14 protein-coding genes are annotated in these 18,183 nt (G+C 41.0%); 1 reads left to right on the top strand and 13 read right to left on the bottom strand.

Annotated features, from left to right (window positions below):
- Window positions 1-247: 247 nt before the first annotated feature.
- The 9 genes from ACVIJU_RS11175 to ACVIJU_RS11215 form a co-directional block, all read right to left on the bottom strand.
- Window positions 248-1,978 carry a nitrilase-related carbon-nitrogen hydrolase gene (locus ACVIJU_RS11175; protein ID WP_456687619.1) on the bottom strand — a complete coding sequence of 577 codons (1,731 nt, stop codon included), beginning with the start codon at window positions 1,976-1,978 and terminating at the stop codon, window positions 248-250.
- A 106-nt stretch (window positions 1,979-2,084) separates the two neighbouring features.
- Window positions 2,085-2,963 carry a DUF6282 family protein gene (locus ACVIJU_RS11180; RefSeq protein ID WP_456687620.1) on the bottom strand — a complete coding sequence of 293 codons (879 nt, stop codon included), beginning with the start codon at window positions 2,961-2,963 and terminating at the stop codon, window positions 2,085-2,087.
- Between the two features lie 70 nt (window positions 2,964-3,033).
- Window positions 3,034-3,954 (bottom strand): alpha/beta hydrolase, encoded by a 921-nt coding sequence (locus ACVIJU_RS11185; protein WP_456687621.1) that lies wholly within the window; start codon window positions 3,952-3,954, stop codon window positions 3,034-3,036.
- Window positions 3,955-4,123: 169 nt separating this feature from the next.
- The gene (locus ACVIJU_RS11190; RefSeq protein WP_456687622.1) at window positions 4,124-5,101 is read right to left on the bottom strand and encodes an alpha/beta fold hydrolase; all 978 of its coding nucleotides are present in this window, start codon (window positions 5,099-5,101) and stop codon (window positions 4,124-4,126) included.
- Window positions 5,102-5,357: 256 nt separating this feature from the next.
- Window positions 5,358-6,491, bottom strand: a complete 1,134-nt coding sequence (locus ACVIJU_RS11195) for a mandelate racemase/muconate lactonizing enzyme family protein (RefSeq protein WP_456687623.1) — start codon at window positions 6,489-6,491, stop codon at window positions 5,358-5,360.
- Between the two features lie 241 nt (window positions 6,492-6,732).
- Window positions 6,733-7,683: a glycine betaine ABC transporter substrate-binding protein gene (locus ACVIJU_RS11200; RefSeq protein WP_242513820.1), complete on the bottom strand. Its 951-nt coding sequence runs from the start codon at window positions 7,681-7,683 to the stop codon at window positions 6,733-6,735.
- 19 nt (window positions 7,684-7,702) lie between these two features.
- Entirely contained in the window at window positions 7,703-8,440 is a 738-nt protein-coding gene (locus ACVIJU_RS11205) for an ABC transporter permease (protein ID WP_339230605.1), read from the bottom strand.
- A 5-nt stretch (window positions 8,441-8,445) separates the two neighbouring features.
- Window positions 8,446-9,453, bottom strand: a complete 1,008-nt coding sequence (locus ACVIJU_RS11210) for an ABC transporter ATP-binding protein (RefSeq protein ID WP_429652866.1) — start codon at window positions 9,451-9,453, stop codon at window positions 8,446-8,448.
- 17 nt (window positions 9,454-9,470) lie between these two features.
- On the bottom strand, window positions 9,471-10,139 hold the full coding sequence (locus tag ACVIJU_RS11215; protein WP_277986825.1) for an ABC transporter permease: 669 nt from the start codon (window positions 10,137-10,139) through the stop codon (window positions 9,471-9,473).
- A 305-nt stretch (window positions 10,140-10,444) separates the two neighbouring features.
- On the opposite strand from ACVIJU_RS11215, the gene ACVIJU_RS11220 reads away from it, so the two are divergent.
- Window positions 10,445-10,984, top strand: a complete 540-nt coding sequence (locus tag ACVIJU_RS11220; protein ID WP_456687941.1) for a DUF2179 domain-containing protein — start codon at window positions 10,445-10,447, stop codon at window positions 10,982-10,984.
- Window positions 10,985-12,306: 1,322 nt separating this feature from the next.
- Here the strand turns inward: ACVIJU_RS11220 and ACVIJU_RS11225 are convergent.
- The 4 genes from ACVIJU_RS11225 to ACVIJU_RS11240 all read right to left on the bottom strand — a co-directional run bounded on the left by ACVIJU_RS11225 (window position 12,307) and on the right by ACVIJU_RS11240 (window position 18,056).
- Window positions 12,307-12,561: a hypothetical protein gene (locus ACVIJU_RS11225; protein ID WP_063388730.1), complete on the bottom strand. Its 255-nt coding sequence runs from the start codon at window positions 12,559-12,561 to the stop codon at window positions 12,307-12,309.
- A gap of 1,519 nt (window positions 12,562-14,080) precedes the next feature.
- On the bottom strand, window positions 14,081-15,430 hold the full coding sequence (locus ACVIJU_RS11230; RefSeq protein ID WP_130157838.1) for a GntP family permease: 1,350 nt from the start codon (window positions 15,428-15,430) through the stop codon (window positions 14,081-14,083).
- 49 nt (window positions 15,431-15,479) lie between these two features.
- Window positions 15,480-17,024: a gluconokinase gene (gene gntK, locus ACVIJU_RS11235; RefSeq protein ID WP_327855866.1), complete on the bottom strand. Its 1,545-nt coding sequence runs from the start codon at window positions 17,022-17,024 to the stop codon at window positions 15,480-15,482.
- 15 nt (window positions 17,025-17,039) lie between these two features.
- Window positions 17,040-18,056, bottom strand: a complete 1,017-nt coding sequence (locus ACVIJU_RS11240) for a LacI family DNA-binding transcriptional regulator (RefSeq protein WP_063388183.1) — start codon at window positions 18,054-18,056, stop codon at window positions 17,040-17,042.
- Between the last annotated feature and the right edge of the window lie 127 nt (window positions 18,057-18,183).

Below are 18,183 nucleotides of genomic sequence, written 5' to 3' on the forward strand. Positions count from 1 at the left end.
CTGAAAGGATTTCTATATCGCTTTTACCCATAAGTGCACGTGATTCGGGCTGAATACATCCCATCAACCCGCTAATGTTTTAATGCTTGTTTCGCTGTTTGCAGCATAAATTTCTTTCCTATATATCAAAAGCCCCCATCATTTGGTCACTTCAATTATGAAAAACAACTTTTTCAAGTGTCCAAATTCATTAGGGGGGGTCGGATTTATCAAGAGTAAAGCATAATGAAAGTTATATTCTTATATTTCAGTAGACAAGCCGTTTATAACAAAACGTTCTTCTCGATTGAATTAATTTTTCTTGGTTAAACCACCAATCATTTTGTATAGTTTCGAAGTTTGCCACTAAAACCTCTTCTTGATTTGAAGAAGCTCCCACAGGTGAATCTAATCCGTAGATGGGATCTAACGTATACAACCCGCTTCTTCCTAAAAATTTCTTGTCAGTCCCTACAAAGTTTGAAACAATCGTGTATGCTTGGGCGCCAGCAGCGATGGCATCCCAAGTTGAAACGGAGCCTTGCGGATATTTCTTTCTCGATATGCTGCTTTTTAAATCTCTTCCAAATTCTCCTTGCCAGCTTGACGGTATAACTATCATATCAGCTCTCTTAACCGCCAATACCCCTGCAACTTCTGGAAAAACCGCATCGTACCCGATCATGATTCCGATATCACCGATAGCTTCTGAATGAAAGACCTCAATTTTATCCCCGGGGGTCGCCCAAGCTTTTTCGGCATTGTGTAAATGTGTCTTTCTGTATATTCCCATGATTTCGCCTTTCGGACCAGCAAGAATCGCCGAATTGTAGAGATGATCGCCTTGTCTTTCCACAAACCCAAAAACCATATGAATGCCGAATTCCTTTGCGAGTTCCAATAACTTTTGCACCCAAATGCTGTCCAAAGTATCAGACAATGCAAAAATATCGTCTGCTTTTAAGTGATCCACGGTCCCAGTAAGAGAAAGCTCCGGAAGCACAACTAAATCCAATTTTCTTTTTTCTTTACTCTCAAGCGCAACATTTGAAATCATGCGTTTAATCTTGACTAAATTCGCTTCCTTATTTCCCAAAGCTGGTTCGTATTGTACAATCGCAGCCCAAATGTTTCTGGAAGCCGCCGTTTTCTTAAAATCCCATGGTGCTTTATATAACATCAAGTCTTTATAAAGTTCGGGTCTTCTTTCTGCAAATCTTTTTTTGACCGGATTATCATACTTTGCAGGGTCAATTTGACAGTAAAGAATCGTTGGGGCATCAACCGTATTTTCTTTTGTTTCAACCAAATCAGCCTCTGCGAGCTTTTCCCCTTCCGGCGACCAGACCGCACTGGCCCCGATCATATGATAATCGTTCTCCGCATTTGAGCGGTTGGCGCTGATGATATATAAACCATTTGCTTCCGCTCTGGCCTGGAGAACCGCAACGGATTGTCCAGTAGAATTCGTCAAGAATGCGAGGATATCAGCACCTTTTAGTGCGGCTAGACGAGCTGATTCAAAATAAATCATATCCATACAGATGTTTATAGAAATATTGCCTATTTCCGTATCAAATACAGGAATTTCTTCATCTCCACCAGCAGCCCAATGTACCTCAGTTTCCCACAAATGAATTTTTCTATATTTTCCAATATATCCGTCTGGTCCAATCAATGCAGCTGAGTTATAAAAAATGTCCGTTTCAGGATCGACTTCAGGCATGCCTATAACAATATACGAAAAGTATTTTTTTGCGATTTTCTCGAAACATCGGGTGGTAAAGCCAGGGATCGTATCAACGAACGGCCGTATCGCTTCCCGGTCTCGGTAAAAATAGCCAGTTGTCGCCATCTCGGGAGTTACAATGAGTTTTGCTCCGTTCTTAGCTGCCTCTGCTACGACGTCATATAAAGCCTTAATATTTTCGTCTCTTTCGTTCAGCTTTGGATTAAATTGTACGCATGCCACTTTAAACGGTTTTTTAGGTTTTGCCATCTCCTTCCCTCCACTCTTTCTAATCCGCATGCTTCCGCAAGAACATCATGATGCCTGCACATGCTTGGTTCATCCGAGCTGTTCTCCCCTTACAGCTATCAAAAAGTTAGATACCCAACAATTGTTTTGGATTGTGTACAATCATCTTTTCTATTTCAGCTTCAGTAATTCCCGATGATAACATGTCTTCTACAAAGCTGCTTAGTGCTTTGACCGGGGGAATGTTATGCTCCTGCCCATAATCTGTAACCAGTACACACGCTTTTGCTCCCAAGCGTTTTATGTTTTCTGCCATCTCTTCTATTGAGAGATCATGAAAATCACTGCTGCAGGCCAGATAACATTTTTCTAAAATCGCTCCTTTTTTGCTCAGTTCTCTCTGAAAATCAAACGGAATGGGGGCGATTCCTAAATCAACATGCTGGATTAAAATTTTCTCCACTTTGTGCTGCTTTGCGGCTTCAACGAGAGCCATCACTTCTTCCGGATTTAAATGACCAGTTGCCAAAATGATGTTTGCTTCAGCGATTAAAGAAAGGATTTCATGAACTTCAGGAAAAATTTTGCGATTTTCATCCCAGATCTCAAGACCATTTTCAGGTTGAATCAATGGACGATCTGTATTAAAAAGACGAGTCTTCTTTCGGCCAAAGTGACAGCAATGCTCTTTCGCTGAAACGGTTGGCATCCATATAATTTTCGCACCTAAACGAATAGCGACATCGACCGCAGCTGGAGACAAACCGCCAGTAAAATGGTTGCATACCAAACCGCCGTAAACATGCAGGTGCGGTTCTTTTTCCCGTATCAAAGCAGCCCGATCAACTGTCTGAGTTTCATGGGCTTTCAAAACAACTCCGGCCATTTTAGCTCTTTTGACATCTTCAATTAATTCCCAATCCGTTTGTTTTCTTGGAAAAATGCTGGGGTAGCTATGGCAATGCAATTCTATCGCATCTTTTAATAGCGGATGATATGATGTCATGATCCCATCTCCCTTTCTTAGTAGTGCGAATACACCCAGCTGGTATTCACTGGGCGTATATTTGGCTTCTTTACTTTAAATTGTTTTCAGATAATGCGGAAAAAGTTCCTATATATTTCCCGAAGAATTCCGCCACCTTTTGTAACAATTTTCTGAAAACCGGATGATCGTGATACATGAAATCATTATGTTTTCCATCGATCAAATAAAATAGTTTCGGTTCTCTTGCATTTTCATATAAGGAGATAGACTCTTCCACCGGATGGAGCAAATTGTCTTTTCCATGGGCCACAAACAGAGCAGCTGGAGAAATATCCGCCACGACTTTTTCCGCGTTCATTTGAATGATCGACTCGGTAAATTGCAATGCAGTCAGTTTGCCAAAATGAGTGAGCGGCGCCAATTCTTTATCAACGTAATCTTTTGTTGCAGGGTCTAAAGGATAATGGATAAATGCGTCTGCCAGTAATGATTGTCCCGTAGTAACCCGACGGATCCTATCTTCTTCAACCGTTTGCAAAATTCTCGCCCAGTCAACATAGGAATGGACCGTCTTAAGCCATCGTTCTCCGTTAAAAAAACCGTTCAAAGCAGCTACCGCTTTTACCCGTTTATCACTGGCCGCAACCCTTACCACGTTTGAAGCACCCATTCCCCAGCCTATTAGACCGATACGTTCAGGATCCACTTCTTCCTGAATCTGCAGGAATGAAATCGCATTTTTTATATCTTCAACTTGTTCGTCCAAGATCACTCTCCCCTTGACCCCTTCGCTGTTGGCGAATCCCCTGTAATCAAATCCTAAACAGACGTAACCAGACTCCGTAAGATTTTTCGCAAAAAGCCGGGGATAAAAAACATTAAGCCCGTTGTAACCTGAATTCGGAATAATTGCAGGTCTTTTTTCTCCCGGTTGGTAATCATCCGGAAGGTATAAAGTACCATCTAATTTATACCCTTCGCTGTAAAAGCTGATTTTCCGTTCTTTCATCGAATTCTCCTCCTAAATCAATTTAAGGGTTATGCAGCTTTATATCAGGTTAAGAAATACGTGATTTGGAAACGGTGACACTGCTTTTTGCCAATGTCTCGCACTGTAACACACTTCTTACTCTGTCCATCTCATCCATCAATGATTGATTCATTGTAGAAACCGCTTTTTATTCATTTTCCTTGCGTAAAAGATCGGAAAAAAACGTATAAGTACGGTCTGCCATAATCGGTAAATATTCATGACCATATTCATAGTAAAAAACCATTTCTTTTTTTGACTTAATTTTGTTATAAACGGCAAACTGCGTAGACGGAGGACATTTTTGGTCTTCTAGAGCAATCGCCCATAAAACATCAGCACAAATCCGATCAGCTAAATGCTGAATATCAATATAACCCAATTTGTAAAATATTTCTTCTTCCCGTTCATGTGTGGGATCTAAATATCGAAAATAATAATGAATTTCCTCATACCCGGTATTTTTCATATCCAATTCTTGTGCCCGTCTATAGTCTGATAAAAAGGGATAGAGCACAACAGCTTTTTTTATCACCGATGGTTCCAGTGCCGCACACGCTAAAGCTAGCGCTCCTCCTTGTGATTCGCCGTATACGCCAATTCGTTCACGATCGACATGCTCCATAGAGCATAAAATTCTTACCGCTTGAGCCGTATCTAAAAAAACATTTCGATAATAAAGTTGATGAGGATTTGGATCGTCAATTCCGCGAATAATATGACCCTTTAATGTCGAACCTTTCACTCGCAGATTATCCTCTGACTTTCCTCCTTGGCCGCGGCAATCCATTGCCAGCACTGTAAAACCGGATGCGGCATACGCCAGTTTATTTACCCAGTCCCCGCTGTTCGAATGGTATCCGTGAAAACATACTAACCCTGGTGTTTTCTCCTTCTGCACTTTCGGTTTGACTAACTGACAGTGAATCTTCGCCCCGCCAACTCCCGTGAAATATAAATGATAGCAGTTCGCCACAGTCGTTTGAAATGCTGCCGGAATCAGCTCATAATGCAACGATTGAACCGATAATTCCTCCAACGCTTGACTCCAATAGTCAGCAAAATCAACCGGTTTCGGATTTATTCCTGTATATTTCTGTAATTGCGCTAACGGCATATCAAACATTATGAACGTCTCTCCTTCCCAAGTACCGCATCCAAATTACATAGATTTGACAGGCTGAGCCAGCAGCAACACTGGCCGCCCCAATAATTTCCTCCCCTTGTGTCTAATTCGTTTCATCAAACGTCGATTAATGAATGCAGAAATTCGTACCAACACTAATTTCCATAATCTGCTGACGGTTATTTATAAATAAACGAATGAATAAAGGCTTTATTCAGTAAGACAGCCGTTATTGTTAAAATGGGCTGAAAAAATGTTAAACACCCTTTGGAACTGAGTCATAGGCCATCACCTTCTCATCAACTAAGTATTTTCTGATAGCCTGTTCGTTCCATTCGATGCCCAAGCCGGGCCCTTCAGGTGGTACAAGTGTACCGCGCGGAGTAACTTGCAGCGGGCTGTTAATGATTAAATCAAAATTCTTAACATCGGTGCCTATAAATTTTTCCAAAATTGCAACTTCTCTAGTGGCACATCCTAAATGTACATGAACATCCCAATGGTAATGCGGAGCAATGGTTACTCCTTGCGCACTTGCCAAAGCTGCGATCTTAAGCCATTCCGATACACCGCCGCACATGGTTGCATCAGGTTGGATATAATCTAAAGCGCCCTGCCGGATGAGCTCCTGGAATTCCCAACGTGTAGCTCCAACTTCTCCAGTAGCAAGCGGAATGGACGTTTGTTTTCGCAGGCGTACATAGGCTTCCACCATATCGATAGGGAGCGGTTCTTCAAAAAACGTAATATCGTATTCTTCTACTCTTTTACATAATTCGATGCATTCATTGACGTCCAGGTAAGCTTGGTTTGCGTCAATCATCAGTTTAACGTCTGGACCGATTAAATCCCTGACAAGTTTTACACGTTTGGCTTCTTGGACTGGATCCAACCTGCCAACCTTGATTTTCACGGCACGAAACCCTTGATCCATATACCCTTGTATTTCTTGTTCCAGTTTCGTAAAGACTTCTAAGCCTTCGTAATAGTATCCGCCAGAAGCGTAACACGGCACTTCTTCACGGTAAGCCCCAAGCAATTTATATAATGGCATCCCGGCCAATTTAGCCTGATGATCCCAAAGGGCTATATCGATTGCTGAAAGAGCATGTAAGAGGTTTCCTCTTCGCCCTGCCCGTACCGTTTGCCAGTACATTTTTTCCCATATTTTGTTGATATTGCGCGGATCTTCTCCGAGCAGCATGGGCACCAGCAAATCGTCCATTGCGGCTTTCGCTGCCCGACCGCTTATATCCTGCAGGCAAAATCCAACGCCCTCGATACCTTGATCAGATTGGATCCTCACCAGGATATGTTCACGGTGCGTCAAAGTCTTAATTGAAAATCCGACAGGTCTTTCTAAAGGTATACGAATCCACTGTGTTATCACTTTAGTAATCTTCATTGAGCAATCATCCTTTCTTTTTAAAAAAATTGCAGCCATAGTGTATTGTCCATATGCAAATTTCTTTACGATGTAACCGCATTCGAGTAGAAGCCGCCGATCGTGCAATCGATAATATTAATCAATGCTTCTTTTTTTCGAAAACGGATATTAGCTTTTTGATATCTCCCATTACACTTCCTTGAAAAAATTTTCAAAAGCTCTCTATTGAACTAATCTCGAATCATCATTTAATCAAGTTTTGGGATGTGAGCCATTCTCTGGCAACTTCCGCAACATCTTTATGTTCAACGTCCACCATGTAATTCAATTGAATCAACGTTTCAGAATTTAGACGACTCGACAATTCATTCAACTGATCAGCCAGCTCCTCATTTTTTTCCAAAGATTCTTCTCTAACGACAGGTGCTGCATTGTAAGCTGGGAAATAATGTTTATCATCTTCCAATATGATCAGGTTGAATTCTTTGATACGTCCGTCAGTAGAAGTGCCGATAGACGCATCTACTTGTCCTTCTTTTAATGCGTTAGGCAGCAGCCCGGTCTCCATTTTGATAACATTTTTTGGCTGGAATTTAAATTCATATTTTTTCTCCAATCCTCTTAACCCGTCTTGTCGTGCATAAAATTCGGCATTGGAAGCAAATTTGATCTCCTTATGATTGTTCACATAATCGGCCAGATCAGAGATCGTCTTGATTCCCAGTTCATTCGCTTTCTTTTCGAGCATCATAATCGCATAGGTATTGTTCAATTCGGCCTTGTTCAGCCAAACCAATCCTTTTTTCTGATCGATTTCTTTTACTTTCTCGTAGGCTGCATCGGGATCTGTTTCCACAGGCTGATGGTTATAGATTACTAACGCAGTACCCGTGTATTCCCAATAAAGGTCGATCTGTCCATTTTCTAAAGCTTGTCGAACAACAGTACTCCCCATGTTCGTTGCTTCTTTGACATCATAGCCTTTTTCTTTCAAGTAAATGGAGGTAATTTTCGTAAGAATGTGCTGTTCGGTAAAGTCTTTGCCTCCAACTGTAATCTTACCTTTCGATTGATTGTCGGATGTACGATTCTCATCCGTTGAAGTTTTTGAATTCGAAGTTCCACAAGCAGTCAGCATCAATATGGCAATAAGCAGGAATACGAAGCTCCTCATTCTCTTCACATTGGATTTCATGTTCATCCTCCTCGCTTTCTTATACTGTTTCCTCGTTCCGTTGAAGTCCTTTTGGGATGATAATCTTCTCTAGTTTTCCTAGCAGAAAATCTAATGTAATAGCCAAAAGGGTAACCGGTACAGCTCCCGACAGCATAATTCCAGTGTCATATAACGATATGCCGGTAAAAATTAAATCTCCTAGACCACCTCCTCCAATCAAGAATGCCAGAGCTGCCGAGCCTACGTTGATCACAATGGAAGTTCGTATGCCCGCTAAGATGGCGTATAATGCATTCGGCAGTTCGAGCTTCCATAGGATCTGCCATGAGGTCATTCCCATTCCTTTTCCCGCATCGATGATAGATGGGTTGACGCTTTTAATACCTACAACCGTATTTCGCAAAATCGGCAATAAAGAATAAAGCCAGAGGGAAAACACAGCCGTTGTATACCCGATGCCCAAATAACTCATAATAAGAGCTAGAACGGCTAGGGTGGGGATCGTTTGACCAATGTTCGCAAAATTGATTACGATCCAATCATATTTCTTGAAGCGAGGCCGCGTAATAAAGATTCCTACCGGAACGGCAAACGCCACCGCCAACATTGCAGACAAGCCTACTATTTTTACATGCTGTTGAAGCAAGATGATCAAATCGCCGGGGTTATCTTTGATAAATTGAAATGCTCCCTCAAAATAAGCCCATATAAACAGACAAATGATTAATAGCGTTATAGCTATACGAAAGGACAGCTCTAGTTTTTTTCCTCGCACTAAAATCACCCCTGATTTACGATCGGCTTTAATTTCTTCGTATGGATATCCGTAACGATCTCAAAATCATCTAAACTTAACAGTCCGATCCTGCGATCTTTTTCGTCAACTACCCAAGCATTCCCCGTCGGCGAAGACAAAACAACCGAAAGCGTCGTTCGCAAATCGGTATTCACTTTCACAACAAAATCATGATAATCATTTCTTGTCGTTCTCTTTTGAAAGTGATCAATCTTGCTTATCAAATCTTTGACAGTGAACAAAGTCAGCCGTTTTAATTCCCTGTCGCTTCCTACAAAATCCCGCACAAAATCATTCTTTGGATTAGATAAAATTTCATCAGGAGTTCCATGCTGCATTAATTGACCCGATTTAAAAATCGCGATCTTATCCGCCAATCGGATCGCTTCATCAATATCGTGACTGACGAAAAGAATCGTCTTTTTCACATTTTCTTGAATGCGTAAAAACTCATTTTGTAAACGCTCTCTTATAAGCGGATCAAGTGCACCAAAAGGTTCATCCATCAGCATGACGGGCGGATCTGCCGCAAGCGCCCTCGCAACGCCGATACGTTGTTGTTGTCCTCCAGACAATTCCCAAGGAAACCTTTTTCTGTATTCTTCTGGATCAAGTCCAACCATTTCCATGAGCTCATTGTATCTTTTCTTGATCTTCACCCGATCCCATCCTAATAAATTTGGAACGACCGAAATGTTTTCCTCGATTGTCATATTCGGAAACAATCCGACTTGCTGAATTACATAACCAATGGAGCGCCTTAATTCAATCGGATTGAGCTTACTTATATCTTTTCCGTCAATGAATATCGAACCATTTGAAATCGGAATCAAACGATTGACCATCCGCAACAGCGTTGTTTTTCCGCATCCAGAAGGTCCAAGAAACACACATATTTGCCCTTTTTCGATATGAAGACTGACGTTGTCTACTGCTTTTACTTGTTTGTTTCCACTTTCGTAAATCTTTGACACGTTTTTAAACTCTATCATTTTTTCACCTCTTTTTCTTAAACTTCTTTTAATCTCGTCACTTTTGGCACCTTTTGAGAAAGCTTTTTCTGAATTCTTCCTAAAACAAAATCTATTGTAATGGCTAATATGGATACCCCGATTGCTCCCGCTTGAACCATCGTTTTATAGCTTGTGGAAATCCCTCTTGCGATATATTCGCCAAAACCACCTGCTCCGATATAAGCTGCTATTGTTGCTATTCCAATAATAAGAACGACAGCCATTCGCACACCAGCCATAATTACCGGAAGAGCTATGGGAATTTCTACTTTGTACAAACGTTCCCATGTAGTCATTCCCATTCCAATTGCAGCATCACGAACATTTGGATCAACATTTTTTATTGCTACATAAGTGTTTCGAATAATTGGTAATTGTGAATAAAGAAATAATGCGATAAATGCTGGTACAAACCCGATTCCTTGATTGATGATTGACAAAATCGGAATCATAATTCCGAACAAGGCTATGCTCGGAATGGTCATAATGATCCCGGCCACGGTTAATACGAGATTCGCTAAGGTTTCTTTCTGGCTGATATAAATCCCGAATGGAACTCCGGTTATAATGGCGACACCTACTGACAGCCCAACCAATTCAATGTGTTCCCAAGTCATACGAACAATATCATGCCAATTTAAAAAAATGAAATCCAACAATTCCAAATAACAGCCCCCCCTTTATCAATTCAATTTAAAATTATTGAATATTGAGAAATAAATGAATATTTACAATTCATCTATTTAACTATAATGCAAAATGCATGCCAACTTATTAGCAAGTAAATTTCATGGTTTTTATGAGAAAACAGTAAAAAAATTAGACACGTCTGTAAAAAAATTTTTACAAAATTCCAGAGGACATTTTTTTGATTGGTTTTTATATGACAAGATCTATTGGCATAGGAGTTGCAAGAAAAAATACAACCAAAGATGACTACCGTAGAGGGGGATTAGTTGATTTGATATCGATGATTTTTCTTATATTAACGATTATTGGTTTTAACATTTTATATATGGCTTCAGTTACCCTTCGCACGATTCTAGTGATTAAGGGATACAGTCTCATCGCTTCTTTTTTATCTATGTTTGAAGTATTTGTATATTTAATGGGATTAACTATCGTCTTAGATAATCTGGATAATCCAATCAACGTGTTTGCTTATTGCATGGGATGGGGAATTGGAGTTTATTTTGGAAGCAAAATTGAAGAGTACATGGCTCTTGGATATGTGACGGTTCAAATAGTCGTTGATTCTTTAGAGCATGAACTGCCTTCATACCTGCGAAACCATGGCTATGGGGTTACATCTTGGTATGGAGATGGAAAAAACGGCAAGCGCCTTATCTTACAAGTGTTAACAAAACGGAATAATGAAAAAAATTTATTGTATTTGATTAATGAACTCTCTCCTCAATCATTTGTAATTTCATACGAACCGAAATACTTTAAAGGAGGGTTTTGGGTCAATAGATTGAAAGGGAATTTCGTGAGGAGCAATAAAAACTAGAGAGTACTCGCACTCTTCTTTTTTTGAGTTAACTAGATTAGCCAATTAAGATTAAGTGTTTTTAGGTCACTCAATGTACTTTCCAGTATAGAAGAGGCCAATAAACCGTTTATCCAAAAAACCATATGCAGCGTTGTGTAGTTCCCAAATTTCGCAACAAAATTCGAAAAAAAGAAGTCGAATCGGCAAAGGTCTTCAAACTGATTTATCTCGCACAAGGAGTGGGCAAAACAAATGTTTATGCAACAAAGGCATTGCTCACGCATTGATGTCCGGATCTACAATACGTTCCTCCGACCATAAAAATAGATTAAGCACGACCGTATTGATATTGGCCGTGCTTTTTTGTTTAATATTTTTCTCAGTTAAAAATAAAAAACACGCTGGAACTATGCATTTTCGAAACAAAGTGCCTTATTTAAGTTCCTTTTAGTTAAGATAAAAACGATATTCCAATTAGAAAGACTTACCGGAGTTTCGTGTTTCAATTCCTCATAGTTAAGATAAAAACCCCAGAAAATGTTGTTAAATAAGCATTTCGTTTTAAATGGTTGATTGGTTATTTTCATTTTAACGAAGGAGTTATATTTTATCAATCCTTTAATTTGTGCGGGCTCAATGGAAATTTGAAAGAGTCGTCGATCCCCCAGGTTTTTTGCACGATTGGAGGTCGACGACAAATTTCATTATTTTTAAAACATAACGTTTGTTTGCAGATCGACAATTCCAGTTTGTTTTAATCCGTGTTTTTTACAGAATGCTTTTTACTGCTGCTTCTGTATCTTAGACAATATTCCACCAGCTTTTTCTCGATCTCTTCTTTCTTTGGAACATTTTGATCTATTGATTTTGTAATATGGTGATTGTTTTGAATCTCAAATTGATTATACACCAGATGTAAATTTATACAAGAATTGATTGTTAAATCCAAAAATTATATGAACAATATTTCTCAAGCATTTTTGGGTCAACTCGTCCGCTCCGGCGCATACATAGCCGGCAGCGTTAACTTCTTTACGGTTTAAACATAATCTTTTTCACCAAGTTCAGCTTTGCAACGTTTATTATCAACAAAAAAGCGTCTAGATGTTCGACGCTTCCTGCCCAGATTTCGTACTTTTTAACTTCACATTGACAACAAAACCTTTATATTCTTTGGTTGGCATTGTGATGGTGTTGCCCGAAAAACGAACCATCTGGTTGTTACCATTTCCGGCCAAACCGCTTGTTCCTCTAGCTGATTCAAGTACGCTTATGCAGCTGTCAAGAAAGGAAACACTTTATACTTTTCCAACCAGCAATCGCCCCGGATTTGTCTGCCATTATTTCTCCGTTGTCTTTTCAAGAGCATATTTGATTGCAGCGACGGATCCGATCCCATACAAGGCATATTTTAATCCGTTTACTAAAACCTCAAACGAGAAAGCGCTGGCTTCAAAAATAGAGAAAGCAACGCCAAGTACAACTGCGACAATCGGAATGTAGCGATTCGAAAGATTGGTTGCTTGACGGATTGCGTACAGCAAAACTGCTAATGCCACATATGCAGTGAACTCAATTGATAGAATAGCTTCCATTTGAACATCTCCTTTCTAATTGTCATTGCTCCAACATTAGTGTATTCAAGACCTAGGGCAAGAGAAACAGCAGAAGCATAGCAATTCAACAAATGAGTTACTTGTCTACCGCACGATTTTTTCCGTCACTGAACACTTACTTCAATGCAGCAAAAATAATAGCTACGACTCCTCCGATCACTGACACAATAATTGCGCTTGTGATCGTTAGCCGTAGCCACTTTGTATCGTCCTAAATAGATCGAATGTCATTAAATTAATGATCGCCAAAACAATTGACATAGAACCGTAATTAAATTACATTCTTATCCTTTGAATTTCAAATGTCGATATTTAAAACTCAATCGTTTGCTCGATTCTCATTAAGAATTTTCAAAAGAAAAAATGAACTTACTAATAAAACAGGTATTCCTATCAAGATGTATAAAAAATTTTTCGGCATAATCATATCGTATACATACAAAAAGAGTTGTCCAAACAAACAGGACTATATATTTTAATATTTTTCAACTCCGCATTCATTTATCCATCGCTGCTTAACATAAAATCTCTATGAAACTGTCATTTACTGCTAATTTACATTGTATTAAAACCGATGGATAAACATAAAAAAGGTCGTGTAGTATGAATGAAAGCATTTTTATTTAGAAATCTCACAACATATTGGTTGGTATCAGTACTGATAACGATCTGTCTAATCCCTAGATTCAGGATGGAAACTCCTGATGAAATATTTCCTATATTTTTATCTGCTGGCTTCTATGTATCTTTCATTGTTTTGTTGTATGGGGTATCCGCATCAATCCTCTCTGAAATTTTAAGTAAAAGTATTATGAAAAAAGAAAATCGACTATTAGTCAAAGCAATTGTATACTGTCTTTCTATATCTATATTTGCATTACAGTCTCCTCCTGAATTACTGATTTATGCAGTTATTCGTGCAGTGTTCTATTATTCTGTGGACGAATTTATTCGAAAAATATAATAGCAATAAACAATAGCCCAAGGATTTTTCTTTTGAACCTAAATAAAAATGCTCTATCAAATACAACTTCTAAATTTTATGTCGTTGGACGAATTTTTAACGAATGTTCCGTTCTTCTAATTTCGCATATTCACCTGCTTTTTACATTTAGATGAACAAAAAACACATAGTTTTGACGGCATCTCCTTTTTTATACGATTCAGCGAGCGATTAGTCTCACGCTTTTAGAAGTCCTTACGCAATTTCCTGCTGGATTAGTTTGATGATCAAAAAAAAATAAATGTGTGATTCTTTAAGGCTTGTAATTGCGATTGAAGAATATATTCATTTTTTACCATTACAGTCGTTTCCAAGAAAAAATAACGGCCTTTCCCCGGTTGAGTATCGAGAAAAGGCCGCAGCTTCATATACTCTTTTTTTAATATCTGCTTGACAGAGTTATGTGCAAGTGACTATTACAGCATTGTTGTTCGATCTCAGTCGGAAATGCCCACTTGACAGGGTTTTGCGAAAGCGCCTGACATTTTTTATATCTTACACTAATAAATCCAGCAACGCAATCAGCGCAAAAGCGACGACAGAAATAATTGTCTCCATTGCGGTCCATGTCATCAACGTTTCTTTGACGGTCATGCCGAAATACTCTTTGATCATCCAGAAGCCGGAGTCGTTGACGTGCGATAAAATGAGTGATCCCGCTCCTGTCGCTAATACAAGCAATTCAGCGTTCGTGCCAGGAATGCTGGCCGCAATTGGGGCAACGATGCCTGCCGCTGTCATCATCGATACCGTCGCAGAACCTGTCGCAATCCGAATGAGCGCGGCAATTCCCCAACCTAACAGCAGCGGAGACATTTGCGAATGTGTAGCCCAGTCTGCGATTTGGTCGCCAATGCCAGAATCAAGCAACACCTTATTGAACGCCCCGCCAGCGCCGATGACAAGCAAAATATTGGCGACAGGACCAAGGCAGTCATTGGCAAATTTTAATACTTTATCGCGATTGAATCCTCGAGCGTAGCCAAGGCTAAAGAACGAATAAATCGTCGCGATCAAAAGCGCTATGATCGGATCCCCGATAAAGCGCAGCACTTTCGATGCTTCCGACGCTTGATCCAGCGTAACATTAGCTATGGAAGCAACCAGCATTAAAATAACCGGAAGCAGAATCGTAAATAACGTGTTGCCAAAGCCAGGGAGGTCTTTCTTTTCTTTATGCTGTACAAGCTGCTCGGCGATTTCACCAGGCACTTGTTTATACATGCGCGACCCGATCCATTTTCCAAACAACGGGCCGGCGATAATGGCTGTCGGCAGCCCGACAATAAGCGAATAAAGAATTGTTGTCCCGACATCGGCTTTAAAAATGCCGACGGCAGCCATAGCAGCCGGATGCGGCGGAACAAGTCCATGCACGACAGATAATCCGGCAACTAGCGGAATACCAATTGTCACAAGTGAAATTCCTGTTTCCATTGCAATTGTAAACACAAGCGGAATTAATAGCACGAATCCTACTTGGAAAAATACTGGGATCCCCACTAAAAATGCGACGACCATCATTGCCCAATGGACGCGTTTTTGGCCAAAACGGTCAATCAATGTTTTCGCAATGCGTTCAGCGCCTCCGGACTCCGCCATCATTTTTCCAAGCATCGTTCCAAGCGCCAATACGATCGCCAAAAAGCCAAGCGTATTGCCAAGACCTGCTTTAATCGAATCAATAATTCCCGGCGTTTCCGGCGACGGTGCGATCAGCGGCATCCCCATTGCCAGCCCTACTCCAACGGATGTCAAAATCAAAGCGACAAACGGATGCATTTTCGCAACCGTGATGAGCAGCAATAACACAACAATCGCAGCAATAACAATCGCGATTCCCATTTCCATTCCTCCTCTTTTCTGTTTGATGCAAACTAAACCGATTTAGTAGCTATCCATTTCTACGCTGGAAAGAAGCAATCACATCAAACTCATCCTTTAAGCGATCATATAATCGTGTATATATATCAAATAGTTCGGAATAAATAAGCGTATTTTCTTCATTTGGCACATGGCGTGATAAAATATGAATCCACGTTTTCACCGTATCAAGCGATGGAATATCGCCAAGCGCATACAATGCCAATGCTGCAGCGCCTAGCGCAGACGCCTCGTGCGTTTCCGGTACTAACAGCTCTTTTCCCATCATATCGGCAAGCATTTGCCGCCAAAACGGAGATTTCGCAAAACCGCCAGATACGCGGATTTCCGACAGCGGCCCTGTGACATCGCGAATCGCCAGAGCGACAGAAAAGACGCTCATACATACCCCTTCCATCACCGAGCGAATAAAATGCTCCCGCTTATGACGGAGGCTGATGCCGAAAAAAGTCCCTCTTGCGTTCGCATTCCAGTACGGTGCACGTTCGCCAGACAAAAATGGAAGAAACAGCAATCCTTCTGAACCTGCTGGAACTCTTTCAGCGTACTTTGTCAGCAGTTCATATGGATCAATGCCGAGCCTTTTCGCCACTTCGCGCTCTGGGCTGCCAAATTCGTCACGCAGCCAACGCAGCAAAATACCGCCATTGTTCGTCGGCCCGCCAACGACCCAATGATTTGGTGTAAGCGCATAACAAAACGTCCGCCCTTTTTCATCTGTTTTTTGAATTGGGGAAATCGTCCGCACCGCGCCGCTTGTTCCTATCGTAATCGCCGCCTCCCCGGGCAAAATCGCTCCGACGCCGACATTAGCGAGCACCCCGTCACTAGCTCCGACAACGACAGGGACGTTCGGATCCAAGCCCATTTGCTCAGCCCATTCTTTCCTCATCCCCCGCAATATGTGCGTCGTTGGCACCAAGCTCGATAACTGCGCTCTTGTCATTCCGAGAAGTTTAAGAACATCCTCATCCCAATCAAGCGTATCTAAGCGGAACAGACCCGTTGCTGAGGCGATCGAATAGTCGACAACATATTGGCCATATAATTGATACAGCACATATTCTTTCATCGATACAAATTTGTGCGTCTGACGGAATAAATCAGGCTGTTCCTCTTTCAGCCAAAGCAATTTCGGAAGCGGGGACATCGGATGAATCGGGGTTCCAGTCCGTTTGTAAATGCTTATGCCGCTTAATTCATCCAAAAGCCGCTCCGCTTGTTCGACACTGCGGTTATCGGCCCAAATAATGCAGCGGGTAAGCGGGCGTCCTGATACATCAAGCGCCATTAATGAATGCATCGCCGCGCTGAATCCGATCGCCTTCACTTGGCTAGAAGGAATTTTTAACTTAGAAATAACAGCGTTTACAGTTTTCACAACAGCTGCGAAAATCTCCTCCGGATCCTGCTCCGCCCAGCCTGGATGCTGCTGTATTATTGGATAATCAATTGCGTGGGAGGCTAGCGTCCGCCCCTGTTCGCCAAACGCCACCGCTTTTGTGCTCGTCGTTCCGATATCGACACCAATTACAACTGGTTGTTTTGCTTCCATGTCTGCTCCCTCTTTCTATGATGTTTTTTCCTTTACCGATCCTCGTTCGATAAACGTAGGCGAAAAACGAAAAACTTGCGGTTGATGCTCGCTTTTTTTGGCGATTTGCAAAAAAAGCCGTTCTGCCGCTTTTTTCCCCATGGCAAACGTCGGCTGCGAGATCGTCGTCAACGTCGGCGTATAAACATGGGCAAACGGCACATCGTCAATGCTGATGATCGCCAATTCGTCAGGAGTATTAATATGATTTCCTTTAATAAAATACAAAACTTCCATCAATGTTAAATCATTGATCGCAAACAATGCTTCCGGCAAGCGGCCGGATTCATACAACCTTGTCAATTCTTTTTGAATACGAGGGATCTCCGTTGTGATAAAATAATCGTCAACAACTGGAAGTCCCTTTTTTACTAACGCTTGCCGAAATCCTTCAATGCGCTCCATCCTCGGAACGATATGGGAAACAAGCGGCGGAGTGACAATTCCGATGTGTTCGTAACCACGCTCAGCAAAATATTCGACCGCCAATTCAGCAGCCTTTTGATTATCAAGCAGAACTGCGTCCGCTTTGACCTCCGGAACCATCCGATCGACAAACACAAGCGGAAACCGTTCTTCAAGTAATTTTTGATATATATCAGCGTTTTTTCCTGTTGGAAAAATAATCAAACCATCGACTTGTTTTGCCCGCAGCATCTCAATATATTTCTTTTCTTTCTCCGGATCATCATCGGAATTAGAGACGATAACATGGAAACCCCGCTCTTGGCACTCTTCCTCAATCGCATGCAGCACTTGCGTCGTAAGCATATGCATAATGTTGAAGACGACCACTCCGATTGTCATCGTTGTTTTCTGTTTTAAGCTGCGGGCGATAATATTCGGTTGATATCCCAATTCCTTAATCGCCATGGCAATTCGTTTTCTCGTTTCCTCGCTCATATATTCATAACGTTTATTTAAATATTGCGACACCGTGCTTTTCGAGACATCCGCCAACTTTGCGACGTCAGCCATCGTAACTTTCTTCAAAGGGATCCCTCTTTCATTACTAAATCGATTTAGTATTTATAAGCGTTTTCATAAACCGGTTTAGTAAAATTATAAAACAAAATGAAATCGTTTTACAATTATTTTGTTAAAATTTTTTCTTTAAAAA

This window comes from Aeribacillus sp. SP014, from assembly GCF_054055575.1.